Raw genomic sequence first — 24,534 nt, forward strand, 5'->3', positions numbered from 1 at the left:
GCCGCCGCTCGCGGCCGGGGGGGGCGCGACCGCCGGCGCCGGCGCGGCGGCGGGTGGCGCGGGGCGTGCGGGCTCGGCCTCGTCGCGTTCGTACTGAGCGCGGAACTTGGCCAGCAGCGGTAGGCCCACGGCTTCGGAGAGACGCTCGGTTTCGGTGGTGCCGTAGGCGAACGCGACCGGCAGCACGCCGGCCTCGCGCAGCCCGTCGATCAGGCGCCGTGCGGTATCAACGTCGGGTACCTGCGACAGGCCACCGAAGTCGATCACGACCGCGGCCCGCGAGAACAGCTTGGGCGCGCGACGGACCCGCTGCTGCATCTCCTCGACCAGGCGGTCGACATCGAGGGTGCGGATGCGGAGGTTGGCGATGCCGACCTGGCCGATCTTGAGCTCGCCGGCCTGTTCGTAGTCCACCACGGCCGAACTCATCGGCCGGTGCCCGTCATTCGGTGCGGGGCAGCAAGGTGCGCGCGATGCCGGACCCAGGGGGCGTCGGGCAGCTTGCCGCCGTAGGTCTCGCGCACCCAGGGGTAGCTGCACAGCGGCTTCATCAGCATGGCGGTGCGCACGTTCACGTCCGGCATCACGTGCTGCCCCACCTCGCGGAAGCCGAAGCTGCCGTGGAAGAGCAGGGCCGGGTCGTGGCCGCCCTCGAGGAAGACCTCGCAGGCCATCTGGGGATAGCGCAGCTCGGCGTAGCTCTGGGCATCGGCATACAAGGCGCGGCCGACGCCACCGCCGCGTCGGCGGCTGGCAACGACGATGCGGTCGATATAGAAGAAATCAGCGTGGCGGTCCCGGAACCAGCGGAAGTTGCTGCTTTCGTGCTCGGCCCCGCTGCCCACGCCCACCATGAAACCCGCCAGCGTGTCGTCGCGCAGGGCGACGCGGAAATACTCGGCATGGTCGAAGAAACGACGCACCCGGGCCGCGTCGAGCGGCAGGATGGCGGGGCCGGCGGCGTTGTTGAGGGCAAGGACGGAATCCAGCTCGTGCTCAAGCACGTCGCGGACGACGATCGACATTCCTGACTCCATGTGTTCCACGGCCGGCGGCACCATGCCGCGCGCCGGCAATGCGGGATTATCGCATGGCCCGCGGGCGCCCGCGAGACGCCGTCTGGGCGCATGACTTCCGGCTCGCCCCGGAACGCCCCAGTACCGCTAGCATGCAGGCATGTGGAGCCACCTGAACCATTCCCGACTGTTGCGGTACTCCGGCCTGTTCACCTGGGTGGCCGTGGGCGCGCCGCTCCTCTATCTCTATTCATGGTCGTGGATCATCGAGGCCGAAGGCCTGGCTTCGGTGCTGGCGACCGGCCTGGCGACGATGCCGTGGCGGGCCATTGGCGCCTACCTGCTGTTCGGTGCCGGCTACTGGTGGCTGACCCGCGACCTGGGTTTCCGCCCACCGCGCTGGTTCGACCAGGTCGCGCTGCTGCTGCTGACCGCCAGCGCGGTGGCGATGAGCTATTTCACCCAGTCCGGGCTGGGCAGCGTGCTGTTGATGGTCACCGCCAGCGTGCTGCCGTGGATGCTGCCGATGTGGCTGGGCGTCGCCTGGCTGGTGATCAGCCAGCTCATCATCGTTCCCGTCTACATCCGCCTGGACCTGCCGATCTTCGAGGCGGTGATGCAGTCGGTGCTGTACGCCGGCTTCTCCGGCTTCGTCTTCGTGACCAGCCTGGTGGCGCGGCAGCAGTCGCTGGCCCGGGAGGAACAGCGGCAGTTGAACGCGGAGCTCCGTGCGACCCGTGCACTGCTGGCCGAGAGCGCGCGGGTCAACGAGCGGACCCGGATCTCGCGTGAACTGCATGACCTCCTGGGCCATCACCTGACCGCGCTGAGCCTGAACCTCGAAGTCGCCAGCCACCTGTCGGAGGGGCGGGTGAAGGACCATGTCAGGCAGGCCCATACACTGGCGCGTCTTTTGTTGACCGACGTACGCGAAGCCGTGAGCCAGCTCCGGGAGGGCGGGGCGATCGACCTGGAAGCGGCACTGCGGCCACTGGCCGAGAACGTGCCGTCGCTGAACATCCACATGGACATCGCGTCGCCCCTGACCGTCGAGGACCCGGAGCGCGCGCATACCCTGCTGCGCTGTACCCAGGAGATCATCACCAACACGGTGCGGCATGCCGGCGCGCGCAACCTGTGGATCGATGCGCGCACCGAGGACGGTACCGTGGTGATGCGCGCGCGCGACGATGGGCGGGGCGCCGATGGGCCCGTCGCCGGCAATGGCCTGCAGGGCATGCGAGAGCGCCTCACCCAGCTGGGTGGAGCGCTTACGATAGAAACGAAGCCCCAGGCCGGGTTCCGGCTGTGCCTGGCGCTTCCCGCCGCGGCCGCCGTGCCGGCCGTACAAGAAGGAGTGACCGCATGATTCGCGTCCTGCTCGTAGATGACCAGACCCTGGTGCGCCAGGGCGTCCGCTCCCTGCTCTCGCTGGCCGAGGGGATCGAAGTGGTGGCCGAGGCCGGCGATGGCAAGCAGGCGGTACAGGTTGTTCCCGAGATCAAGCCGGACGTCATCCTCATGGACATGCGCATGCCGGTGATGTCCGGGCTCGAGGCGCTGCAGGCGTTGGCCGCCGCCGGCAACCTGCCGCCGACGATCATCCTGACCACCTTCGACGACGACCAGCTGGTGCTGGCGGGCCTGAAGGCCGGCGCGAAAGGGTACCTGCTCAAGGATGTCTCGCTCGAACAACTGGTCGACGCCATCCAGACGGTGGCGCAGGGTGGGTCGCTCGTGCAGCCGGCGATGACCCAGCGTTTGCTGTCCGGGCTGGAGCACATGCGCAACGATTTCGTCAGTCTGGACCGTCCGGATCCGCTCACCGACCGCGAGACCGAGATCCTGCGGCTGATGGCCGGCGGCTTCTCCAACAAGGAGATCGCGAACTCGCTCGGGGTCGCCGAGGGCACGATCAAGAACCACGTATCGAACATCCTGTCCAAACTCGGTGTCCGGGATCGCACGCGGGCCGTGCTCAAGGCCTTCGAACTTCAACTGGTGTGAGCCCCGCGGGCGGGCGTCCGGCCCCTTGGTCCGTACGGGCTGAACGGGTGGGGGGCGGGTGGCGACGGGAGCAGCCTGTCCGGGCGCGCTCGCGGGCAATCCGGCCCCGGGACAGCCGGCCGGACGGGGTCCGGCTTTGTTGCATCCAAAGGGTAATGCGTCTGCCCCCGGACCTTTGCTAGGATTGCGGTTCTGCGTCCCGGCCAGGCTTCCGGGGCGATCCTGGAGAACACTGAATGACCCGTCTGATCGAGATCCTGATTTCCCTCGCCATCGTCACTGCGTTGTTCCTGGTGGTGGGCGTGTTGCTGCCGTCCTCGCGGCACCTTGAAGAAAGCGTCGAGACCAACCGCAAGCTGACCATCGTGTACGACACGCTGAACAGCTTCCGTCGCTTCGACGACTGGAACGCGCTGGTGGCGCACGACCCGGCGATGAAGCTGGAACTGTCGGGTCCGGAAGCGGGCGTGGGCGCGCGGCTGGACTATCAGTCCGAGAACGACGACATCGGCAGCGGCCACTGGGAAATCGTGGGCAACGAGCCGCTCAAGAGCGTGAGCATCGAGCTCGACGACAATCCGCGGGGCGCCAATCCGTTCCGCGGGCGCGGCAAGAACCAGCGCACGAGCTACACGCTGGAGCCGACCGGCCGCAGTGGCCGCAACACCATGATCACCCAGACCTACGACGTGGATTATGGCTGGGACCTGCTCGGCCGCTATTCGGGCCTGTACGTGACCAGCAACATGGGCCAGGACATGAAGATCGGCCTGGGCCGCCTGACCAACATGCTGTCCACCGTGCCGAACCACGACTACTCCGAGCTGGGTGGCGGTGATGCCGAGAAGGCCCCGCGCGTGGAAGACCGCGCGGTCCAGAACCTGCTCGTCGTGAGCGCCGCCGTGCCGCGTGAGAACGAGGCCGTCGCCAACCAGATGAAGAGCAACCTGGAGTGGATCAAGAAGGTGATGGACGCGAATGGCCTGGAGGCCGCGGGCCCGCTGCGCATCATCACCAACGAGTTCGGCTCCGACACCTACTCCTTCGACACCGCCATGCCGGTCCGCAAGAAGAGCGGCAGCCGTGCGTCCACGGATGCCGAGGCGGACGAAGGCGACGAGGCCGAGACCACTGCCGCGGTCGCGGCGCCCGCCACCGACGCACCGGAGCTGGGTACGCTGAAGATCGAAGGTGACGGCAACCCCGTCGAGCTGGTCCGCACCGATGCAGCGCGCGTGGTGGCGGTACCGTATACCGGCCACATGGCCAACCTGTCGAAGATCCGCGACTCGCTGCGTGCCTGGGCCCTGACCCGCGGGTATGAAACCGTCGACCGTCCCTACGAGGACTGGCTCACCGGTGTCGAGCAGGGCTTCGCCCTCGACGGTGAGTTCGTGGTGTACTGGCAGATCAAGTAAGCCGGTCTGCCCGTGTGACATTCAACAGCGCCGCCTCGAGCGGCGCTGTTTGTTTTCCGGGGCTGCTATCGTCTCCGGGAACCTCCACCGTGGAAGTGCCGATGTCCGGACTTCGTCCTTTCCCCGCCTTCAGTCGCGGCCTGCAGGGGCTAGGCGGAGTGCTGGCCGCGTTGTCCGTGGCGCTGGCGGCCTACGCATCGCATGGGGTGGAGATGGCGGCGCGCGGGAACCTGCAGACCGCGGCGGTGTTCGCGTTCGGACACGGGATCGCGCTGGCGGCCTTGGCACCCGGGTGTACGCGGCGGCTGGGTGGTGCGGCCCTCGTGATGATCGCAGCGGGGGTCCTGCTGTTTTCCGGCAGCCTGGCCCTTGCCCATTTCGCCGGCGTCCCGACGCGCTTTGCCCCACTGGGTGGCAGCCTGATGATCCTCGGCTGGCTCGGCTTCGCGGCCGACGCGATCCGGCGCTGACGACGATGCCGCGCCATGCACGCGGTTTCGACGTGGCCGAGGCGGCGGACTGGCTGGCCCGGCGCGACCGTCGGCTGGCGGGCTGGATGCGCCGCCTGGGCCCGCTGGAGGCCGATCCACGCTGGCATCGCTCCTTCGACCCGGTCGACGCGCTCGCCCGCGCCATCCTCTTCCAGCAATTGAGTGGCAAGGCGGCAGCGACGATCGTCGGGCGGGTCGAGGTCGCCATCGGCAGCCAGCGCCTGCATGCCGATACGCTGGGGCGCTGCGACGATGCGACCCTCAGGGCGTGTGGCGTTTCCGGGAACAAACTGGCGGCGCTGCGCGACCTCAGCCTGCGGGCGTCGCAGGGCGGGATCCCGAGCGCGCGGCGGATGGCCTGGATGGACGACCAGGCCATCATCGAGGCCCTGGTGCCGGTGAGGGGCATCGGCCGGTGGACCGTCGAAATGCTGCTGATATTCCGCCTCGGCCGCCCGGACGTGCTTCCGGTGGATGACCTGGGTATCCGCAAGGGGGTGCAGCGCGTCGATGGCCAAACGACGCCCCCGACCGCGAGGGCGCTCGTCGAGCGGGGCGCGCGCTGGGCGCCCTACCGCAGTTGGGCCAGTCTGTACCTGTGGCGCGTGGCCGACGCTGCCGGGGAGGGGGGCCCCACGCCCCGATCCTCATAGCGCCGGGCGTGCTCATCGCACCTTAACGCGCACCCTCGAAGATGGCCGGGCGGGCCGACGGTCCGCCACCGCCCGAAGCGGTGTCCACGGATTTCGAGGTCCGACACATGCCTGTACGTTCCGGTCGTTCCGTCCTGCGTTCCGCCTGGCTGGCCATCCTCCTGCTGGTCGTCGGCGTTGCCATCGCCAGTCCCTCCAACAAATGGCGCCTCGAGGTCAGCAGCGATGCCGACAGCGACGGTGAAGTCGTCGTGCGCATCTCGCCGGTGGGCGGGACCGCGATCGACGTGCGCATCGCGATCCCCGACGACACCAGTGAAAACCACATCGCCGACCTCATCAGCAACGGGCTGAAGGCGGAGCTGGGCGACATGTACCACGTGGAAGTCGACGATGGCGAGGACGTGCTGATCAAGAAGCACCACGACGGGGCCGATTTCGAGGTCGCGATCGTCGAATTGACGGTGGAAGGCACGCACATCCACATCGATCGAGAGTAGGTCGGGAACTCGCCTCGCGTGCGACGGCCCGTCAGGGGCCGTCGTACCGCCAATGCCAGGGCTCGTGCACGATGCCGTGGGGGTTGTCGCGGGGGTAGCTCAGGATGAAGCCGTGGCCGCCGGCGTTTGCCGACAGCCACGCGTGGGCACCGGTCTTCTCGAAGCTCGCCTCGGCCGCCGGCTCGCCGGGGGTGCCGATATCCAAAGCACGGCCCGAGTGATGCTCGCTGAACCCGGGGGCGGCGTTGACCGCGAGGATGTCATCGACGTCCTGCCCAAGGGCGCGTTTGCGCTCGAAGATGCCCAGCTGGTAGTCGTGGCTGCGATAGCCGGAAATCGACTCCAGTACGATGCCGTCGCGCAGGGCGTGGGCCTGCATGAGGTGCCACGCGCGTGCGGCATCGGCCCGCAACCACAGGGGGCGGCGAAAGCGGTCGGAGCCGGCGAAGGCCAGCCATTCCGGCTCGGCCACCAGCGCCAGTCCCGTGCGCTCGCTGTAGGCGTCCGCGTCCAGCCCGAGGACGGACAGTCGTTCTTCCAGCCGCGTCAGGGCCAACGTGGCGACAGGGGCCAGTCCGGCGTGACGGGGAGGAAGACCGGCCTCCAGCACGTCCAAGGCCTCGTCGAGGCCCGGCTCGCGCGGCAGGCGCGGTACCAGTGGCAGCAGGCCCTCGGGCAACTCCGCGGCGAGATAGCGTCCATCCCGTTTGCGCCTCAGCACCCGTCGCGCCCGCGACAGGGCGCGCGCATCCCGGTTGGCGCGCGCGCGCAACAGCCGGGCGGGCCAGAGTTCGATCTCGGCCGTATTGAACAGGATGTCCGGGGCGCCGCGCATCCGGGGAGCTTAGCCGGCCCTTGGGGGTGTCGCCACTCGAGCGAACCGCGCAAAGGATCCGCTTCGCCCGCGACCCGAGCGGAGACCCGTGGTTGCCCCCTGGGTCAGGCGCGCTTCTTGAAGAACAGGTGGAGCGGGCCGGCGGCATTGGACTGCAGCGCCGACACGAGTTCCCATCCTTGTGCGCCATGGCGGTCGAGTTCGGCCTGGGCCCGCTCGGACTGGCTCTCGAACAGTTTGTAGGGCACATCCACGACCTTGTGTTGCCAGCGGTCATTCATCGGCGTCTTCATCCCCATTGGGTGATTGCCGGCCGGGGCCAGGCAGTCGGTTGGACTTGCGCAGCGCGTCGCGCAGCACGTATTCGATCTGGGCATTCAGGCTGCGCAGTTCATCGTCGGCCCAGCGCTGGGCGGCTTCCAGCACGTCGGCATTGATGCGCAGGGGGTAGGCTTTCTTCTTGCCGCTCACGGCCGGCCGTTCCCTCCGCCCGCCGCGCGTCCGTCGCGTGGGGGCAGGTAGTCGCGGCGGGCGCGGCGGGCGGCGATGAACAGCGCCAGACCCAGCCCGTTCACCGCGACCAGTAGCAACACCGTGACCACGGCCAGCGGGCCCTGGCGGTCGCCGGCCCAGTACAGGCCGAGGGCGCCCAGCCACAGCGCGAAGCCGACCGAAGCGAGTAGCCAGCCCAGGCGCCGCGCCACTGCTGCGGGGTCGGGCAGGCGTGCGGCATCCAGGCCGTTCAACCAGCGCAGGTCCCCCTGGCCGACGCGCCAGGCGATGGCGAACATCGGCAGGCTGCTGGCGAACAGCACCAGCGGTACGAGCAGGTCCTGGGCGAGGGTGGCGGCCATCTCGACGGCCTCAGTACAGCGTGCCGGCGTTGACGATGGGCTGTGTGCTGCGGTCGCCACACAGGACCACCAGCAGGTTGCTGACCATCGCCGCCTTGCGCTCCTCGTCGAGGTCGACGACGCCGTTCTTCTGCAGCTCCTCGAGCGCCATCTCGACCATGCCGACCGCGCCGGCGACGATGCGCGTCCGCGCCGCGATCACCGCGTTGGCCTGCTGGCGCTGCAGCATCGCGTGGGCGATCTCCGGCGCGTAGGCCAGGTGGCTGATGCGCGCCTCCAGCACGTCCACGCCGGCCGAGGTCAGGCGCTCGTCGAGGTGGTGCTTCAGCCGGTCGGAGATCTCGTTGGGGTGGCTGCGCAGCGAGATCTGGTCGTCCTCGTGCTGGTCGTAGGGGTAGCTGGTCGCCATCGCGCGCAGGGCCGCCTCGGACTGGATGTGGACGAAGCTTTCGTAGTCGTCCACGTTGAACACCGCTTCGGCCGAGTCGACCACTTTCCACACGATGACCGCGGCGATCTCGATCGGGCTGCCGTCGAGGTCGTTGACCTTGAGCTTGCCGCTCTCGAAGTTGCGCACGCGCAGCGACACCTTGCGCTTGGCGAAGAACGGGTTGTTCCAGCGCAGGCCGTTCTCCTTCGCCGTGCCCACGTATTTGCCGAACAGGCTGAGCACCGCGGACTGGTTCGGCTGGATCGTATAGAAGCCGCTCAGCATGAAGACCACGACGGCGACGATCGGCACTGCGAACAGCAGGAGCGACGGGGTGTCCGTGCCGATCGCGCGGATCACCAGCCACGCGGCGACTGCGACCGCCAGGAGCAACACCACGAGCAGGGGAATGCCCGCGATCGAACGGACGGGGTTTTCTTTCATCATGGCGGAGCCCTCCTGAAGATGCGGTTAGATTGATATCAAATTGATATCAAGTCAAGTCAAGTCAAGTCAAAAAGGCCCGGTAACCCATGTGGGCGTCCCGGTGGATGGCGCGCCGGTGGACGAACCGCCAGGTGCGTCACTCGTTTGTCGGGCGCGGCGGCGGGCTGGCAGGTACCGGAAGCCGGTACAGCGGTGTGCCGGGATGTTCGCCGGTGGCCAGCAGTTGCCGGCCATCGGCCTGCCAAGCGAGAGCTTCGGCCTGGGGCAACCAGGGCAGCAGCGCCGTGGCGGGCGCGCGGGCGGTGGCGCGGCCCCAGTCTTCCTCGCCCACGCGGGTGTAAACGAGGAGGTCGCGGTATGTCATGACGGCGAGTTGGCGGCCGTCGGGGGAAAGGTCGGCGGCAGTCACCTGGTGTTCGAGGCGCGTTCGTGACGCTGCTTCTTCGTCCCCGCTCCCGGCCGCGGGCGCGGGGACACTGGCCAGCGCCCCAATGCGAGATGCCACCTGCAGGCCGTCCCCGTAATGACGCAGCGGCAGGCTGAACAGCTCGGGCGGGACGCGCTTCTTGGAGATCAGCAGGACACGCCCGCCAGCGGCATCCACCGCCACCGCCTCGCAATCCATCGGACCGTCCGGCCACCGGAAGGCAACCGACCAGGCGGGCACCAGCCGCGCATTCTCCAGCGTGTCCGGCTCCTCGAACACATGCAGTTGGAGACTCCGGCGCAGACCGCCGTTGTCGCCGGTATCCGCGATCAGCAGATAGTCCTTGCCATCCAGCCGGAACGCGGCCATGTCCTCCCAGTCCGTCTTGGTCACCCCGTCAACGGTGAACGTGGCCAATCGACGTCCACCTTCCGTGGTCGCGAAGAGCCGGGCCGGATTGCCGCCATCGTCGTGCATCCACAGCACGCCCGGATGCCGGCGCGACGCGGCGATGCCGCTGATCTCGCTCATCTGCGGGTTGAGCAGCAGACCCTGTACGCCACCGGAATCGGTATCCTCGCCGGCCGTGCACGCCGCCAGGCACAGGAGCGGCACCAAGGCTCGCGCGAGGCATCGCAGGCCCGCAATGCATGCGCCTCCGCGCGCCTGGACGCGGAACCGCGGAAGGGGCTGAACAGGGCCGGAGGGCATGCGGCCAAGCATCGCACGGCGGCGGAGCCGGCCCAAGAGGTTCGGCAGGCGGTCACCGCGAAGTTAGACTGTGCGCCCGTTCCGTCCACGCCCGAACCCATGACGACCCTCGGTACCCCGCTGTCCCCGCATGCCTTCCGCGTCCTGCTGCTGGGTTCCGGCGAGTTGGGCAAGGAGGTCGCCATCGAGTTGCAGCGCCTCGGTGTCGAGGTCATCGCCGCCGACCGCTATGCGGATGCTCCGGCGATGCAGGTGGCGCACCGCAGCCACGTGATCGACATGCTGGACGGGCAGGCCATCCGCGCGCTGGTCGCAAGCGAGCGGCCGCAACTGATCGTCCCCGAGATCGAGGCGATCCATACGCGAACCCTGGTCGAACTGGAGCGGGAGTTTGCCGAGCGCGGCAGCGGTGCGCGGGTCATTCCCACCGCGCGGGCCGCCCAGTTGACGATGGACCGCGAAGGCATCCGCCGGCTCGCGGCGGAAACCCTGGAGCTGCCGACGTCGCCTTACCGGTTCGTCGACACGCTCGACGAGTACCGCGAGGCCGTGGCCGCGATCGGTCTGCCCTGCGTGGTCAAGCCGGTCATGTCCTCGTCGGGCAAGGGCCAGAGCACCGTGCGCAACGAGGCCGACATCGATGCCGCCTGGAACTACGCGCAGACCGGCGGCCGGGCCGGTGCGGGCCGCTGCATCGTCGAGGGCTTCGTCGACTTCGACTACGAGATCACCCTGCTGACCGTGCGCCATGCGGGCGGCACCGCGTTCTGCGCACCGGTCGGCCACCTGCAGCGCGATGGCGACTACCGCGAAAGCTGGCAGCCGCAGGCGATGTCGTCGAGGGCGCTGGAGCGCGCGCAGCAAGTCGCGCGCGCGATCACCGACGACCTGGGCGGTTGGGGCCTGTTCGGTGTCGAGCTGTTCGTGAAAGGCGACGAGGTCTGGTTCAGCGAAGTCTCGCCGCGCCCGCACGATACCGGCCTGGTCACGCTGGCTTCGCAGGTGTTGAGCGAGTTCGCCCTGCATGCGCGTGCCATCCTCGGGCTGCCGGTCGGTGCCGATGCCGAGGGCCAGGTGCCGCTGCTCGGCGCCAGCGCGTCCTGTGCCGTGCTGGCGGAAGGCCAAGGCGTGCCGGTGTTCGCGGGCGTGGACGTCGCACTCGCTGGACCGGATACCCAGTTGCGCCTCTTCGGAAAGCCCCGGGTGGAGGGCCAGCGTCGCGTCGCGGTCACGCTGGCACGTGGCGAGGACGTCGAACAGGCGCGACAGCGCGCCCGGGATGCCGCCGCCGCGCTCGATGTCAGCCTGCGCTGAATACGATCCCCTGCAAGGAGCTCCAATGAACGAACCCCGTGGTTATGCCGTGTTCTTCTTCCCGCAGGCCGTCGAGGCACTCGGGGGCGCGATCAAGCCCTACCTGCAGGGCGAGGAGGGCGTCGAGCACGTCAACTGCCGCGAGCTCGACACCGGCGGAGCCTTCATCAAGATGATCCTCGATGGCCGCGCCCCGGATGGCACGGATGTCGAACTGGAACTCATGGTGCCGGGCAACATGGTGCGGATGATCGTTTCCGCGCGCAGCGACGAGGCCTTCGGCTTCGGGCCACGCCCGGCGACGGTGGTCAATGTCATGCCTGCCCCCGTGCCCGAAGCGGACGGGAGTGACGCATCCGCGGCGCCCGCGGGCGATCCGCCCGCATCCGATCCGCCTTCTGCCTGAGGCGCGTCAATCGCCGGCGGGCATCGTGACGTCCACCCACACCAGGCGGTGGTCGCTGGCCTGCAGCAGTTCGGCGCCGGGTGCGCCCGGTGCGGGCCAGAAGACACCGCTGCCGCGGTGCGCCATGCCGGTCGAAGGCAACACGTAGTCCAACCGCAGCGTGCCCGTGCGAGGGCCGTAGTCGCCGGTTGCATGCGCCGGACTGCCGATGCGCGGCAGCCCGGGATAGGACGCGGCCGCCTGCACGGCGCCTTCGCTGCGCGGCGTCGGCATGCGCATCACGCGCGGGTGCTCCAGCAGTTCGACGATGGCCTCGTGCTCACCGTCGCCATCGGCCGGATCATTGTTGTAGTCGCCGAGGATGACGAAGCGCGCCGCCTCGGCCAGGCCGCCGCAGTGGCCGGCGTCGTCGCACAGCCATGCCGGGTCGCCACCGCTGATGTACTCGCGCCACAGCCGGATCTCGTCGGCGTTGCGGGCGCCGTTGCGGTTCTCAGGGCCATCGAACACCGGCGGGGTCGGGTGCGCGGCCAGCACGTGCAGGGTGCCCGACGGCGTGCGCACCGGCACGTCCCAGTGTGATTTCGACGACAGGCGCAGTCGTGACCAGACCTCCGGCGGATACCAGGCCGCCCCGGTCGTCGGGTCGGCGGGCTGGCGCGCGCCGGGCATCGTCGACCAGCGCAGCGTGCGGAACGTGCGGGCCGCGTCCGCGTCGATCGGGAACCGCGACAGCAGCAACATCCCGTATTGTCCAGGATGCAGGCCGTAGCCCCAGGCATCGTTGCCGCGATCGCGACCCTCGCCGCCCGCCCGGCCATTGCCATCGAGGTCGAGGCCACTCGGCACGCCGGTGTTCACCGGCGCGAGGTAGCGGTACGGATAGGAGAGCGGCTCGCCGCCGCCGGGTTGGGCCACTTCGAGGTATCGCCGCTGGAACAGCCCGGCGGCCGCGTGCGCATCGTCGAAATCGAACTCGTTGAGCAGCACGATGTCCGGGCGCACGCGCTGCAGGACCGCTGCGATGCGTCGCGCGTTGGCGTCGTCACCCTGGAGGCGCTCGACCAGGCCGCCGGCGCGCTCGTCGTACAGGGAGGTGTTGAAGGTGGCGAGGCGGAGCGGGGTCGATGTCATGGGCGTGGCAGGACTCGGGTCGCCGTGCACCTGCACGCGCACGCAGGCGACGAGCGCGACCGCCGCGAACGCGGTCGCCAGCAGGCGGATGGGGCTCACGGGTTGGCCCCGGCGTCGGAATCGTTGAAGGCGCGCCAGCCGCGCCCGTCGAAACCTTCCAGCGGCCGGAAGCGGCGTTTGTAGTCCATCTTGTCGTGGCCTGCGATCCAGTAGCCGAGGTAGAGGTGGGACCGCCGTTCGCGGCGCGCCCATTCGATCTGCTTGAGGATCGCCAGCGTGCCGAGCCCACGTCGCGCGTGGTCGGGGTCGAAGAAGGTATACACCGCCGACAGCGCATTCCCGATGACATCGGTGACCGCGACGGCAAGCAGGCGCCCCGGTCGTGTCGGCCCCGCTTCGCGCAGCTCCATGAAGCGGCCCTCGCTCCAGCTGCCGACCAGGAACTGGTCGAACTCGACCGCGCCATGCCCGTCCATCCCACCTCCGGCATGGCGCGCGCGCAGGTAGCGACGATAGAGCGCCAACTGCTCGTCCGTGCGCACTGCCTGGCAGACGCGCATCTCGATGTCGGCGTTGTCGCGCAGGCAGCGGCGCTGGCTGCGGTCGGGCTTGAAGGCATCGACGGGAATGCGCACCGCGACGCAGGCCTGGCAGCCCTGGCAGTGCGGGCGGTAGATGATGTCGCCCGAGCGACGGAAGCCCCATTCGAGCGCCAGCGGGTACCAGTCCGGCAGCCGCGGGTCGCGCGGGTCGAGCACGAGGTCGCGCGCCGGCCGCTCCGGCCAGTACCCGCAGGGATGCTCGCCGGTGTGGAACAGGCGCAGGTCGTTGGCATCCGGGGCGGGGGTCTTGCCCATGCGTGCAGCATAGCGCCGTTGCACGCGGGCCTGTCCAGCACCTGAACCTGCCACGGACCGCGTCAACCGGTGCGGATGACAGGCGTTGACATGGACAACGGCACCGCGGGGTGTCGATCAACCGGAGATGTTTCGATGACCCGTTCCTTTCTGTTCGTCGCCCTCGCCAGCGCGCTGGTCGCGGGCACCGCTTTCGCAGCACCGGGCGCGGCTGAAGGCCGCCAGGGCGCCATGACCCGCCTCGACGCCAATGGCGACGGCGCGATCGACAAGGCCGAAGCCGCGCAGGCGCCGCGCCTGGCCGAGCGCTTCGACCGCATGGACCGCAATGGCGACGGCCGCCTGACGGCCGACGAGCGACCGCAGCGCCGCGGCCATCGGGGTGGCCCGGGCGGTGGCCTCGACCGCATCGTGAAGCTGGATGCCAACCAGGACGGTCGCATCAGCAAGGTCGAGGTGGCCGACATGCCGCGCCTGGCCGAGCGCTTCGATGCCATCGACCGCAACCGCGACGGCTACATCGTCCGCAGCGAGCTGCGAGCGCACCATGAGGCGATGCGTGCGGAGCACGAAGCGAAGCGCGAAGAGCGCCGCCAGGCCCGTTTCGCCGAGGCGGATGGCAACAATGACGGCCGCCTGAGCAAGGCCGAGGTGGACGCTTCGATGCCGCGCCTGGCCCCGGCCTTCGCGTTCATGGATGAGAACCGCGACGGCTATCTGAGCGCCAGTGAGGCTGAGCCCATCGGCGGCCAGCGTGGCCACGGCGGTCACGCTGACCGCGGCGGCCCCGGCCGTCGCTGATCTTCCAGCCGGATTGGCTGCACTCCGGGGGGAGTGCGACAGGCGCCTTCGGGCGCCTGTTTTTTTATCTCCGGTTGTGGGGGAGGTAATCGGTTGAAGACGGTGGCCCTGTGGATTGCGTGACACGCCGTAAACCCCCGCTTCGCGGGTCCGGCCCTCCGGCATAGCCTCCGGGCGTTCGGCTGCGCGCGAAGCGATGCTTCGCAAACGCGCTGCCTCACCCATGGGGGCTCGGGCGCGGCATCCATGCCGCGCACGGTCACGCGAACCCCAGACCCACCGTCTTCTGGACAATCCCCTGGCGCTTCCAAAAGCATCCAAAGCCCGGACGTCCACGGTCGCTGAAGGCGTCGGTCGACGGGCTGGGGGTTGCGGAGAGCAGCCCAAGGATGGGCTGCGACCCGACTTAAAGACAGGACGTCGTCAGGAGGGCGTAGCAACCCCCAGCCCGGCGGGCGGCGACTCCGTCCGAAGCCGCCTCCACGTAAAGGAGAGAAGTGATGGCCCCGCGCATATCGCGCTACGACGTCATCAACAGCACCAGCAAAGCGACGACCACGAACAGGCTGCTCACCACGCAGGCGGGGCGCCCCATGACCCACGGATACGACGCGCTCCAGCGGCGATTGGCCGGGTCGGCGAGCATCGGCGCCATCATCCGCTTCAGCTGCGTCATGTGCTGGTGGTTGACCGCGGCAAGGCCGGCGGCTGCGACCAGCAGCGTGAGCCACGTCTCCTTCAGGCTCAGCGCCACCATCAGTGCCAGCGACCAGACGATGCCGATGAAGCACATCAGCAGCACGAAGCGCCTGATCTCGCGGTGTTGCGCCGGCGAGCGCGCGAACCGCGCCAGGTACCACCAGGTGAAGCTCGAGCCCAGCGCGCCCGCCAGGACGCCCAGCAACAGCACCGGCAACACCTGCGACGTGCCCAGCCACTGCGACGCAACCATGCCGAGTGATCCGCCGGCGACGCCGCCCGAGGCGGTCACCGCACTGCCGCCCAGTTTGCCCGCGCCGCCCACCAGACCCGTGCCGACCACCGCCGCCGTGCCGACTGCCGGCGCCGACATCGCCAGCCCGCCGACCACCATCGCGGTGAAGGCGGCACCGGGTGCGCTCGTGCGGGCAAACGTGCCGAAGCGCTGCAGGAGTTCCTCGCGCACCGCCGCGCGGGCCCGCGACAGCCGCTTGCGGACGGCCGCGTCGGTCAGGCCGAGCAGGGCCGCGACCTGCTTCGACTGCTGGCCTTCGCGGTAATAGAGCAACAGGGTCTCGCGCGCGTCCTCGGGCAGCGCCGAAATGAGCTCCGCGGCGGCCGCTTCTTCCTCGGTCGCGCGCAGGCGCTCCTCGGGCGTGTCCGCACTGTCGGCGGCCATGCCGATGGCGAGTTCGGCGACCTCGCCGGTCAGCGGGCGGTGGCGGGTCGCACGCAGGTGGTCGCGGGCGAGGTTGCGGGTGATCTGCCGCAGCCAGGGCAGGAAGCTCGCGTGGTTGCGCAGCCGGTCCAGGCCCTGCCAGGCCTTCAGGAAGGCTTCCTGCGCGATGTCCTCGCTGGTGGGTACGTCGCGCACGATCGCCAGCGCGATCGCGCTGACGCTGGACTGGCAGGCCTCGACGATGCGGCCATAGGCCGCGTGGTCGCCGCGCCGCGCGGCCGGGAGCTGGTCGCCGATCAGGCGTTCGATGTCGAAGGCGGGCAGGGCGGTGGCGTTCATGTCGGGGTCCGGTCTCGCGCGATCAGGCGCATCCGTACCACTGACGCGCGGGCGTGCCGGATGTGACCACCGCGGCGCCGGGCTTCAGATCGACACGTCCCGGCTGACCCGTTCCACCTGCCAGCGGCCGTCGACCCGACGCAGTTCCAGCGTCCGGTAGGTGGCGAAGCTGCGGTGGTGGTAGGCCACGAAGTCGACCGCACCCGCGTCCGCGGAGGTCGGGCGGAACCAGGCCACGTCCACCATCAGCGCCGGCAGGCCGCTGGCGGCATGGGTGCTGCCCTCGGCCTCGTCGGCATTGCGCACGCAGTTCGACGCGGACACCAGCCGCAGCGCGCTGTCGGCCGGCAGGCCTGCCTGCAGCGACTGGATCAGCGCCGCCGGGGCGTCGCGGCCGTCGATCGACAGGCAGGCGATGTCGAGGCGCGCCTGGCCGAGTTCGTGCGCGAACACCGCTTCGGCGACCGGCAGGATCGTCGGCTGCGCGCTGCCGTCGAAGGGTGCTTGCGGCTCGGCCGGGAAGCCTTCGCTCGCCCGGTCCGGTGTCGGTGCCACGGGCAGGGCCGCCGGGGCATCGGTCGCCTGCGGGCGCTGGCGGACCATCTGCACCGCCATCACGCCGGCCGCGATCAGCAGGCCGACCAGCAGCGCGTACTTGATCCGCGCGATGCGCTGGCTACGCCGGTCCGCCTGCACCTGCGCCTCGTCCTGTTCGCGGAAGCTGGCGACGAAGCTGTCGCGGTGGCGGGTCGAGTCGATCAGACCAGCCTCGCGCAGGATCTCGCGGGCGCGCACCTGGTCCTCGGACTGGATGACCCACACCGCGGCCTGTTCGCCGGCATCGGCGCCGCCGCCATAGCTGAAGGTGCGGCGGCGGTTGCCGCGGTAGGAACGGCCGTTGGTGATCCGTACCTCGATGCCGTCGTCCTCGAGCAGCCGGGCGACCGCCTCGACGTTCTCCAGACGCGGACTGGTGAAGACCTGGCGCATCAGTCTTTCGCCGGGACGTGCTGCGCGGCCGCCGCGTCGGCGACCACGCGGATCAGGCCTTCCTGCGCAGTGCTGGCGACCAGCCGGCCCTGCAGGTCGAAGATCTGCCCACGGGCCAGACCGCGCCCGGCCTGTGCGCTGGGGCTGTCGATCGAGTACAGCAGCCACTCGTCCGCGCGGAACGGACGGTGGAACCACAGCGCATGGTCGAGCGACGCCATCTGCACGTTCGGCTGGTAGTAGCTGATGCCATGCGGGAAGGTCGCGGTACCGAGCAGGTGGAAGTCCGAGGCGTAGGCCAGCAGCGCCCGGTGCAGTTCCGGTCCGTCGCCGACCTTCTCGGCGAGGCGGAACCAGACCTGCTGGTAGGGCGGGCGCTTGGGCGGGTTGAGTTCGTCCCTCGGATAGACGTGGCGGAACTCGAACGGGCCGCCGCGCGACAGCCAGCGCTGGATCTTGGTCGGCAGGGTCGCCATCACCTTCTCCGGCACCGGCGGCGCCGGGGCGATGTCCTCCGGCCGCGGCACCTCGGGTGCCGACAGCTGGTGCTCGGCGCCGCCTTCACCCTTCTGGAACGAGGCGGCGAGGAAGAAGATCGGCTGGCCGTGCTGGATCGCGGTGACCCGCCGCACCGAGAAGCTGCCGCCGTCGCGGGTGCGGTCGACCTGGTAGACGATCGGCGCGTTGATGTCGCCGGCCTTCAGGAAATACGCGTGCAGCGAGTGCGCCGCCCGGGCGTCCTTCATCGTCGCCTGCGCCGCCGAGAGCGCCTGGCCCAGCACCTGTCCGCCGAACACGTACTTGGTGCCGATGTCGCGGCTCTGGCCGCGGAACAGGTTGTCCTCGAGGCGTTCGAGCGACAGCAGTTCGATCAGTTCGGCGACGGGAGAGCTCATGCAGGCGGGGTGCGGCGGAAAAGGCGGGCCAGTGTAGCCCGGATGGCCGACGTGCTTCAGTCGCCCTGCCAGCGCCGCAGCGACGTCTTCGCCAGCACCGCGTCCCATGGGAACAGCGGCCCCGGGTCGCGCTTGCGGCGCACCCGGCGCGTGGGGTCGTCGCTGGCCTCCACCTCGGTGGTGTCCAGGTCTTCGTGGCCGGCGATCAGGCGCAGCGCCGGCAGGACCCCGCACAGGTGCCCGAGCAACGCGTCCAGGCGTTCGAGCTGGGCGTCGGTGTAGGGCTCGTCCATCGCCTGGTGGCCGGCGGCCAGCCAGTCCGGGTAGCGCCCGGTGTTGACCAGTTCGATGCCGACCGAGCGCGGGTTGTAGCCGCGCGTGTGGTGGGCGGTGCGCGCCAGCGGCACCCATTGTTCGATCCGGCCGTCGCGGTCGATGTAGAAGTGCCCGCTGTTGCCGGTGCCGCTGTCCGGGTAGAGCACGCGTTCGCCGTACTCGCGCGCGGTGGCCAGGTCGGGCAGTTCGGTGCAGTGGATGACCACCAGGTCGATGGCCTCGTGAACGCGCGCCTGCAGCGCGGTTTCGTAGGGCAGGGGACGGTGGACGAGGGGCAGGGCCGGCATGGGCCGGATGCTACCATTCGCCCCCGGCCGGACTGCGCGCGCTGCAGCCCGGCGACCCGCCCGGAGCCCGTGATGACCCTGCCGCCCGCCGACTCCATGCTCGGCCAGCTGATGGCCCGCCTGCCGCGTGCCGGCCGGGTCGAATGGATCGGCCTGCGGCCCGCGCGCGACGTGCCGATGCAGGCGGTGGCAGTGGCCGACGCGACGGCCGGCGCCGGCCTGTCCGGCGACCGCTACGGCGGCGGCAGCGGCAAGCGCGGCGTCACTCTCATCCAGGCCGAGCACCTGCCGGCGATCGCCGCGCTGGCCGGACATGCCGACGTGGCCCCGGCCACCCTGCGCCGCAACCTCGTCGTGTCCGGCATCCCGCTGGCCGCGCTCAAGGGCCGACGCTTCCGCATTGGCGATGTCGTTTTGGAGGGCACCGAGGACTGCGATCCGTGTTCGCGCATGGAGTGCGCCCTCGGCCCCGGCGGCTTCAATGCCATGCGCGGCATGGGCGGTCTGTGCGCGCGCATCGTCGAAGGCGGCACGCTGGCGGTCGGTGCGCCGGTCGAGGCGCTGCCGGTCGATGCTGAGGAAGTCGATGTGGAAGCGGGGCGCTGACATGCGCGGGCACTGCATCCTGTCCCACGGGTTCGAGAGCGGCCCGGACGCCACCAAGGTGACCGCGCTGGCCGAGGCCGCCGAACACCTCGGCTGGACCCACGACCGCCCCGACTACACCGACCTCGACGCGAAGCGCGAGGTCAGCGAGGTGGGCGACGTCGCCGCCCGCCTGGAGCGCCTGCTCGGCCTGGCCCGGGCCGCCGCCGCACGCGGGCCGCTGGTGCTGGCCGGTTCCAGCCTGGGTGCATGGATTTCCGGCCGCGTGTCGCTGCAGGTGCCGGTCGCCGGCCTGTTCCTGATGGCGCCGCCGGTAAGCATGGGTCGCGCGCCGGCGATCGACGCCGCCGACGTGCCGCTGTCGATCGTCCACGGCTGGCACGACGAACTGATCCCGGCCGCCGACGTCGTCGCCTGGGCGGCGCAGCGCAGCGCCCGCCTGCTGCTGGTCGACGACAGCCATCGCCTGGCGGCGCATGTCGACACCAGCGCCGGCGCCTTCGCCGCGCTGCTGCGTTCGCTGGGCCGCCGCGAGGACGCATGAACACCGCATCGGACACGACAGCATCCCCCACGCGCTTCTTCGCCAGCTGCGGCAAGGGGCTGGAATATCTGCTCGCCGAGGAGTTGCTGGCGCTGGGCTGCGCCTCGGCGAAGGCGACCATCGCCGGCGTCAATGTCGAAGGCACCCTGGCCGACGCGCTGCGCGCGGTCATGTGGTCGCGCCTGGCCAGCCGCGTGTTGTGGCCGCTGGCCGACTTCGAGTGCCCCGACGAGGCCGCGCTCTACGCCGGCGTGCGCGCGCTGGACTGGCCCGCGCAGCTCGAGCCGCGCCATGCCATCGCCATCGACGCCCACGTGTCCGGTACCGCCATCACGCATGCGCGGTTCGCCGCGCAACGGACCAAGGACGCGGTGGTCGACGCCATGCGCGAGGCCACCGGCGTGCGCCCGGACGTCGACCTCGACATGCCCGACCTGCGCCTCAACCTGGTGGTCCGCAAGGGGCGCGCGATCCTGTCGGTCGACCTCGGCGGCGGGCCGCTGCACCGCCGCGGCTGGCGCCGCCAGCAGGGCGAGGCACCGCTGAAGGAAACCCTCGCCGCCGCCGTGCTGCTGCGCGGCCAGTGGCCGAAGGTGCACGCCGCCGGCGGCGCACTGCTCGACCCGATGTGCGGCAGCGGTACCCTGGTGATCGAGGGCGCCCTGATGGCGGCCGACGTCGCCCCCGGCCTGCTGCGCCACGAAGGCCTGCCGCCGAGCCGCTGGCGCGATTTCGACACTGCCGCCTGGGACGCGCTGGTGGCCGAGGCGCAGGCGCGCGAGACCGCCGGCCGCGCCGCGCTGGCGCCGCGCTTTGCCGGTCGGGACTCCGACCCGGCCGCCATCCGCGCGGCCCGAGACAACGCCGCCCGTGCCGGCCTCGGCGATGCCATCGACTGGCAGGTCGCCGACGTGCGCGAACTTACCGCCGACACCCTGCCCGCCGCTGACGCGCCCGGCCTGGCCGTCTGCAACCCGCCCTACGACGCGCGCCTGGCCGCGGACCCGGCGCTGTACCGCGCGCTCGGCGATGCACTTGGGCGCGCCGCGCCGGACTGGCGTGCCAGCCTGCTCTGCGGCGATGCCGGGCTGGCGCGTGCCACCGGCCTGCGCGCCTCGAAGGTCTATCCGCTGTTCAACGGCGCGATCGAATGCGCGCTGATCGCGGTCGACCCGGTGCGCCCGCCCGGACGTACCGACGAAGGCCCGCGTCAGCTCAACGAAGGCGCGACCATGGTCGCCAACCGGCTGCGCAGGAACCTGCGCAAGCTGAAGGCCTGGCGTCGCCAGGAGGGCATCACCTGCTACCGCGCCTACGACGCCGACCTGCCCGAATACGCCGCGGCGATCGACGTGTATGAAACCGAAGAGACGCCGTCGCGGACCTTCCTGCACATCCAGGAGTACGCCGCGCCGGCCACCATCCCCGAGGCCGACCAGCGCCGCCGCCTCAACGAGCTGCTGGCGGCCGCGCGCGAGGTCTTCGCGGTGCCGCGCGAGCAGGTCGCACTGAAGACCCGTGCGCGCGGCAAGGGCGGCAGCAAGTACGGCGCCTTCGACCAGCGCGACGAACGCCTGCCGGTGCGCGAGGGCGATGCGCGCCTGTGGGTGAACCTGTTCGACTACCTCGACACCGGCCTGTTCCTCGACCACCGGCCGATGCGGATGCGGCTGGCGAGGGAGGCCGAGGACGCGCGCTTCCTCAACCTGTTCGGCTACACCGGCGTGGCCAGCGTGCAGGCGGCGGTCGGGCGTGCGCGTTCGACCACCACCGTCGACCTGTCGGCGACCTACCTGCAGTGGTGTGCCGACAACCTCGCCGCGAACGGCATCGGCGGTCGCCAGCATCAACTGGTGCAGGCCGACGTGATGGAGTGGCTGGCGTCGACCTCGGGCCAGTACGACCTGGTCTTCTGCGATCCGCCGACCTTCTCCAACTCCAAGCGTGCCGACGACTTCGACGTGCAGGCGCGCCATGTCGAGCTGCTGCGGCTCGCCGTCGGCCGGCTGGCGCCGGGCGGCGTGCTGTATTTCTCGAACAACTTCCGCCGCTTCCGCCTGGACGAGGTCGCCGTGGCCGCCTTCGCCGACTGCGAGGAAATCAGCGCGGCGACGATCCCGCCCGATTTCGAGCGCAACCCGCGCATCCACCGCTGCTGGCGCCTGACCCGCAAGGGGTAGGGCCGGGTGCGGCGGGTTCGGCGCCCGGAGCGTCGAGGTCGGAACGCGGAGCTGCAGGGTCGGGACCCCGGAGTGTCGAGGTCGGAGCTCGGGGCTTCAGGGTCGGGGCCCCGGAGTGTCGAGGTCGGAACCCGGAGCTTCAGGGTCGGGACCTCGGAACGTCGAGGTCGGAACCCGGGGCTTCAGGGTCGGGACCTCGGAAGGTCGAGGTCGGAACCCGGAGCTTCAGGGTCGGGGCCTCGGAACGTCGAGGTCGGAACCCGAAGCTTCAGGGTCGGGGCCTCGGAACGTCGAGGTTGGAACTCGACGCGACCTGCCGGGCTCCCGGCCTTTCCCGGACGACGGAACGCCACGGAAACGGAGGCTGCGGGGGCGCCCGCCAGGCCTGCCGGCTCGCCCCTTCGCCCGCATGGGCCTTCATGTTGACCGCAATCTCCAGAAATCGACGCGATCGTTGCATCGATGGAACGAACTGCCGCTCCAGGCGCACGTCCGAGGCCCCGAAGAAGGCGCATCCTTGCCCCAACGCCACTCCCGGCGAACGCATCTGGAGGCCACCCCATGAACACCCCCGCGCCCCGCAATGCCCGCGTCAACCGCACGGTCCAGGGCCAGGCGGCCTCGGACGGTGCCGGCGTCCGCCTGACCCGCGTGATCGGCGGCCCGGCGCTGCCGGACCTCGATCCGTTCCTGCTGCTGGACGAGTTCGGCACCGACCGGCCCGAGGACTACCTGGCCGGCTTCCCGGACCATCCGCACCGCGGCTTCGAGACGGTCACCTACATGCTCGACGGCCGCATGCGCCACCGCGACAATCACGGCAACGAGGGCGTGCTGGTCCCCGGCAGCGTGCAGTGGATGACCGCCGGCCGTGGCCTGGTGCACTCGGAGATGCCCGAGCAGGAGGAGGGCCGCATGCGCGGTTTCCAGCTGTGGGTGAACCTGCCGGCGCGCGACAAGATGACGGCGCCGAAGTACCAGGAGTTCGCGCCCGAGCGGATCCCGCAGGTGGCGCCGGCGCCGGGCGTGTCGGTCAAGGTGATCGCAGGCGAGGTCGACGGCACCGCCGGGCCGATCGTGCAGCCGGCGACCGATCCGCTGTATCTCGACATCGCGCTCGAGCCGGGCGTGGCCTGGACGCACGACCTGCCGGAAGGGCACAGCGCGTTCGCGTATGCCTACGAGGGCGATGCGAACGTGGGCGAGGGCGACGAGGCCCGCGCGCTGCCGTCGCGGACGCTGGCGGTGCTGGGCGGCGGCGAGCGGCTGGTGCTGGCCGCCGGCGATGCGGGCGCGCGGCTGATCCTGGTGGCCGGGCGCCCGCTGCGCGAACCGGTGGCCCGCCACGGCCCGTTCGTGATGAACACGAAGCAGGAAATCATGCAGGCCTTCGTCGATTACCAGGAAGGCCGGTTCTGAAGTCGGGGGGCGACGCTTTCGGCAGTTGAGGGTTGATCGCTTCGGATGGAGGCGCCGCCGGCCGGGATGGGGGTTGCTGCGCCCTCCTGACGACGTCCTGTCTTCAAGTCGGGTCGCCGGACGTCCTGTCCGGCTCTCCGCAACCCCCATCCCGTCGATCGGCGCCTTCAGCGACCGTGGGGGTCCAGGCTTCGGGTGCTTTTTTGAAAGCGCGAGCCTGGTTGCCTAGAGGGGGTGGCTCAGGGACTTGCGTGACCGTGCGCGGCATGGATGCCGCGCCCGAGCCTCCAGGGACGGATTCACGGCGTGTCACGCGAGATCCTGGGGCACCCCCTCTTTCCGCGTTCTTCACCGCAGACGCAGCATCACCCACAAAAAAGGCCGCACCCGAGGATGCGGCCTTCGTGTATCACCGAGAAAAGGCTCAGCCGTGTCCGGTGATCTCCGGGCGCTCCGGGCCGATCCACTTGTAGAGCATGCCGCCGATCAGGCCGCCGAGGATCGGTGCGACCCAGAACAGCCACAGCTGCGAGATCGCCCCCGAGCCGGCGAACAGGGCCACGCCGGTCGAGCGTGCCGGGTTCACCGAGGTGTTGGTCACCGGGATGCTGATCAGGTGGATCAGGGTCAGCGCCAGGCCGATCGCGATGGGCGCGAAGCCCGCCGGCGCGCGGCTGTGGGTGGCGCCCATGATCACCACCAGGAACATCGCCGTCAGCACCACCTCGCACAGGAACGCCGCCGCCGCCGAGTAGCCGCCGGGGGACAGGTCGCCGAAGCCGTTGCTGGCGAAGTTGCCGGCCGAGGACGGGTCCGACGCGAAGGCCGGCGACCCGCTGGCGATCTGCCACAGGATGAAGCCGGCGAACAGGCCGCCCAGCACCTGCGCGATCACGTAGGGCGCCAGGTCGCGGGCCGGGAAGCGCCCGCCGGCCCACAGGCCGAAGCTCACCGCCGGGTTGAAGTGGCCGCCGGAGATGTGGCCGAACGCATAGGCGCCGGTCAGCACGGTCAGGCCGAAGGCGAAGGACACGCCGAGGAAGGCGATGCCCAGTGGATTGCCGTCACCGCCGAAGTTGGCGGCCAGCACGGCGCTGCCGCAACCGCCGAGCACCAGCCAGAACGTGCCGATGAACTCGGCCGCGAGTCGCTTGATCATGGAACCCTCCCCGGTCATTGGATTGAATGCCACCGGGCACGGCCCGGGGCGCGTTCAAGGTGCAGTGGGGAACGTTGCGGCGAGGTGAAGGACGGCGGA

At 70.2% G+C, this 24,534-nt stretch carries 27 protein-coding genes and 1 pseudogene; 13 read left to right on the forward strand and 15 right to left on the reverse strand.

All coding sequences use genetic code 11. From position 1 onward, the window contains the following. Positions 1-429 (reverse strand): annotated as a pseudogene (minC, locus tag H4F99_RS02390) (septum site-determining protein MinC); the annotation flags it as partial. Further along, positions 426-1,025, reverse strand: coding sequence for a GNAT family N-acetyltransferase (locus H4F99_RS02395; RefSeq protein ID WP_182668139.1), 600 nt, complete (start codon positions 1,023-1,025; stop codon positions 426-428). The gene H4F99_RS02395 and the pseudogene minC, both read right to left, overlap by 4 nt. Positions 1,026-1,176: 151 nt before the next feature. Here H4F99_RS02395 and H4F99_RS02400 point away from each other — a divergent pair, with 151 nt between their 5' ends. The 6 genes from H4F99_RS02400 to H4F99_RS02425 all read left to right on the forward strand — a co-directional run bounded on the left by H4F99_RS02400 (position 1,177) and on the right by H4F99_RS02425 (position 6,085). Continuing rightward, positions 1,177-2,385: a sensor histidine kinase gene (locus tag H4F99_RS02400; protein WP_182668140.1), complete on the forward strand. Its 1,209-nt coding sequence runs from the start codon at positions 1,177-1,179 to the stop codon at positions 2,383-2,385. Then, positions 2,382-3,023 (forward strand): response regulator, encoded by a 642-nt coding sequence (locus tag H4F99_RS02405; protein WP_182668141.1) that lies wholly within the window; start codon positions 2,382-2,384, stop codon positions 3,021-3,023. The genes H4F99_RS02400 and H4F99_RS02405 overlap by 4 nt, the downstream gene beginning before the upstream one ends. A gap of 236 nt (positions 3,024-3,259) precedes the next feature. Beyond that, complete coding sequence (locus H4F99_RS02410; protein ID WP_182668142.1) at positions 3,260-4,441, forward strand: polyketide cyclase; 1,182 nt, start codon at positions 3,260-3,262, stop codon at positions 4,439-4,441. A 101-nt stretch (positions 4,442-4,542) separates the two neighbouring features. Next, a complete protein-coding gene (locus H4F99_RS02415) occupies positions 4,543-4,911 on the forward strand; it encodes a DUF423 domain-containing protein (RefSeq protein ID WP_182668143.1) in 369 nt (122 codons plus the stop codon). A 5-nt stretch (positions 4,912-4,916) separates the two neighbouring features. After that, positions 4,917-5,585, forward strand: a complete 669-nt coding sequence (locus H4F99_RS02420) for a DNA-3-methyladenine glycosylase family protein (protein WP_182668144.1) — start codon at positions 4,917-4,919, stop codon at positions 5,583-5,585. Between the two features lie 107 nt (positions 5,586-5,692). After that, positions 5,693-6,085 carry a hypothetical protein gene (locus tag H4F99_RS02425; RefSeq protein ID WP_182668145.1) on the forward strand — a complete coding sequence of 131 codons (393 nt, stop codon included), beginning with the start codon at positions 5,693-5,695 and terminating at the stop codon, positions 6,083-6,085. Between the two features lie 31 nt (positions 6,086-6,116). Here H4F99_RS02425 and H4F99_RS02430 read toward each other — a convergent pair whose 3' ends face one another. The 6 genes from H4F99_RS02430 to H4F99_RS02455 form a co-directional block, all read right to left on the reverse strand. Then, positions 6,117-6,920 carry a M15 family metallopeptidase gene (locus H4F99_RS02430; RefSeq protein WP_182668146.1) on the reverse strand — a complete coding sequence of 268 codons (804 nt, stop codon included), beginning with the start codon at positions 6,918-6,920 and terminating at the stop codon, positions 6,117-6,119. A 104-nt stretch (positions 6,921-7,024) separates the two neighbouring features. Continuing rightward, on the reverse strand, positions 7,025-7,201 hold the full coding sequence (locus H4F99_RS02435) for a DUF4177 domain-containing protein (RefSeq protein WP_182668147.1): 177 nt from the start codon (positions 7,199-7,201) through the stop codon (positions 7,025-7,027). Then, complete coding sequence (locus H4F99_RS02440) at positions 7,194-7,391, reverse strand: Arc family DNA binding domain-containing protein (protein WP_182668148.1); 198 nt, start codon at positions 7,389-7,391, stop codon at positions 7,194-7,196. Before H4F99_RS02440 ends, H4F99_RS02435 begins: the two co-directional genes overlap by 8 nt. After that, entirely contained in the window at positions 7,388-7,774 is a 387-nt protein-coding gene (locus H4F99_RS02445) for a hypothetical protein (RefSeq protein WP_182668149.1), read from the reverse strand. Before H4F99_RS02445 ends, H4F99_RS02440 begins: the two co-directional genes overlap by 4 nt. A 10-nt stretch (positions 7,775-7,784) precedes the next feature. Then, on the reverse strand, positions 7,785-8,648 hold the full coding sequence (locus H4F99_RS02450; RefSeq protein ID WP_182668459.1) for an SPFH domain-containing protein: 864 nt from the start codon (positions 8,646-8,648) through the stop codon (positions 7,785-7,787). 139 nt (positions 8,649-8,787) lie between these two features. Continuing rightward, positions 8,788-9,693, reverse strand: a complete 906-nt coding sequence (locus H4F99_RS02455) for a hypothetical protein (RefSeq protein WP_182668150.1) — start codon at positions 9,691-9,693, stop codon at positions 8,788-8,790. A gap of 195 nt (positions 9,694-9,888) precedes the next feature. Between H4F99_RS02455 and purT the strand changes: the two genes are divergently transcribed. Together purT and H4F99_RS02465 are read left to right on the forward strand one after the other, a co-directional pair. Further along, positions 9,889-11,103 carry a formate-dependent phosphoribosylglycinamide formyltransferase gene (gene purT / locus H4F99_RS02460; RefSeq protein ID WP_182668151.1) on the forward strand — a complete coding sequence of 405 codons (1,215 nt, stop codon included), beginning with the start codon at positions 9,889-9,891 and terminating at the stop codon, positions 11,101-11,103. A 25-nt stretch (positions 11,104-11,128) separates the two neighbouring features. Continuing rightward, a complete protein-coding gene (locus H4F99_RS02465) occupies positions 11,129-11,509 on the forward strand; it encodes a hypothetical protein (RefSeq protein WP_182668152.1) in 381 nt (126 codons plus the stop codon). A gap of 6 nt (positions 11,510-11,515) precedes the next feature. On the opposite strand, the gene H4F99_RS02470 is transcribed toward H4F99_RS02465, so the two are convergent. Next, positions 11,516-12,685 carry an endonuclease/exonuclease/phosphatase family protein gene (locus tag H4F99_RS02470; RefSeq protein ID WP_343064134.1) on the reverse strand — a complete coding sequence of 390 codons (1,170 nt, stop codon included), beginning with the start codon at positions 12,683-12,685 and terminating at the stop codon, positions 11,516-11,518. A gap of 53 nt (positions 12,686-12,738) precedes the next feature. Continuing rightward, positions 12,739-13,500, reverse strand: a complete 762-nt coding sequence (locus tag H4F99_RS02475) for an arginyltransferase (protein WP_182668153.1) — start codon at positions 13,498-13,500, stop codon at positions 12,739-12,741. A gap of 135 nt (positions 13,501-13,635) precedes the next feature. Between H4F99_RS02475 and H4F99_RS02480 the strand changes: the two genes are divergently transcribed. After that, the gene (locus tag H4F99_RS02480) at positions 13,636-14,301 is read left to right on the forward strand and encodes an EF-hand domain-containing protein (RefSeq protein ID WP_182668154.1); all 666 of its coding nucleotides are present in this window, start codon (positions 13,636-13,638) and stop codon (positions 14,299-14,301) included. A gap of 520 nt (positions 14,302-14,821) precedes the next feature. Here H4F99_RS02480 and H4F99_RS02485 read toward each other — a convergent pair. From H4F99_RS02485 to H4F99_RS02500, 4 genes are all read right to left on the reverse strand, one after another. Beyond that, positions 14,822-16,018: an RNA polymerase sigma factor gene (locus H4F99_RS02485; protein WP_182668155.1), complete on the reverse strand. Its 1,197-nt coding sequence runs from the start codon at positions 16,016-16,018 to the stop codon at positions 14,822-14,824. 84 nt (positions 16,019-16,102) lie between these two features. Then, entirely contained in the window at positions 16,103-17,008 is a 906-nt protein-coding gene (locus H4F99_RS02490; RefSeq protein WP_182668156.1) for a hypothetical protein, read from the reverse strand. Continuing rightward, the gene (locus H4F99_RS02495) at positions 17,008-17,904 is read right to left on the reverse strand and encodes an acyl-CoA thioesterase (protein WP_182668157.1); all 897 of its coding nucleotides are present in this window, start codon (positions 17,902-17,904) and stop codon (positions 17,008-17,010) included. The genes H4F99_RS02490 and H4F99_RS02495 overlap by 1 nt, the downstream gene beginning before the upstream one ends. A 56-nt stretch (positions 17,905-17,960) precedes the next feature. Next, a complete protein-coding gene (locus H4F99_RS02500) occupies positions 17,961-18,527 on the reverse strand; it encodes an N-acetylmuramoyl-L-alanine amidase (RefSeq protein ID WP_182668158.1) in 567 nt (188 codons plus the stop codon). A gap of 72 nt (positions 18,528-18,599) precedes the next feature. On the opposite strand from H4F99_RS02500, the gene H4F99_RS02505 reads away from it, so the two are divergent. From H4F99_RS02505 to H4F99_RS02520, 4 genes are all read left to right on the forward strand, one after another. Beyond that, a complete protein-coding gene (locus H4F99_RS02505; protein WP_182668159.1) occupies positions 18,600-19,133 on the forward strand; it encodes an MOSC domain-containing protein in 534 nt (177 codons plus the stop codon). 1 nt (position 19,134) lies between these two features. Next, positions 19,135-19,677: an alpha/beta hydrolase gene (locus tag H4F99_RS02510; RefSeq protein ID WP_182668160.1), complete on the forward strand. Its 543-nt coding sequence runs from the start codon at positions 19,135-19,137 to the stop codon at positions 19,675-19,677. Beyond that, a complete protein-coding gene (rlmKL, locus tag H4F99_RS02515) occupies positions 19,674-21,857 on the forward strand; it encodes a bifunctional 23S rRNA (guanine(2069)-N(7))-methyltransferase RlmK/23S rRNA (guanine(2445)-N(2))-methyltransferase RlmL (protein WP_182668161.1) in 2,184 nt (727 codons plus the stop codon). Before H4F99_RS02510 ends, rlmKL begins: the two co-directional genes overlap by 4 nt. Before the next feature lie 561 nt (positions 21,858-22,418). Next, on the forward strand, positions 22,419-23,276 hold the full coding sequence (locus H4F99_RS02520) for a pirin family protein (RefSeq protein ID WP_182668162.1): 858 nt from the start codon (positions 22,419-22,421) through the stop codon (positions 23,274-23,276). Between the two features lie 424 nt (positions 23,277-23,700). Here H4F99_RS02520 and aqpZ read toward each other — a convergent pair whose 3' ends face one another. Continuing rightward, positions 23,701-24,435, reverse strand: a complete 735-nt coding sequence (aqpZ, locus tag H4F99_RS02525; RefSeq protein ID WP_182668163.1) for an aquaporin Z — start codon at positions 24,433-24,435, stop codon at positions 23,701-23,703. Between the last annotated feature and the right edge of the window lie 99 nt (positions 24,436-24,534).

Source organism: Marilutibacter penaei, from assembly GCF_014145395.1.
Taxonomy (GTDB): domain Bacteria; phylum Pseudomonadota; class Gammaproteobacteria; order Xanthomonadales; family Xanthomonadaceae; genus Marilutibacter; species Marilutibacter penaei.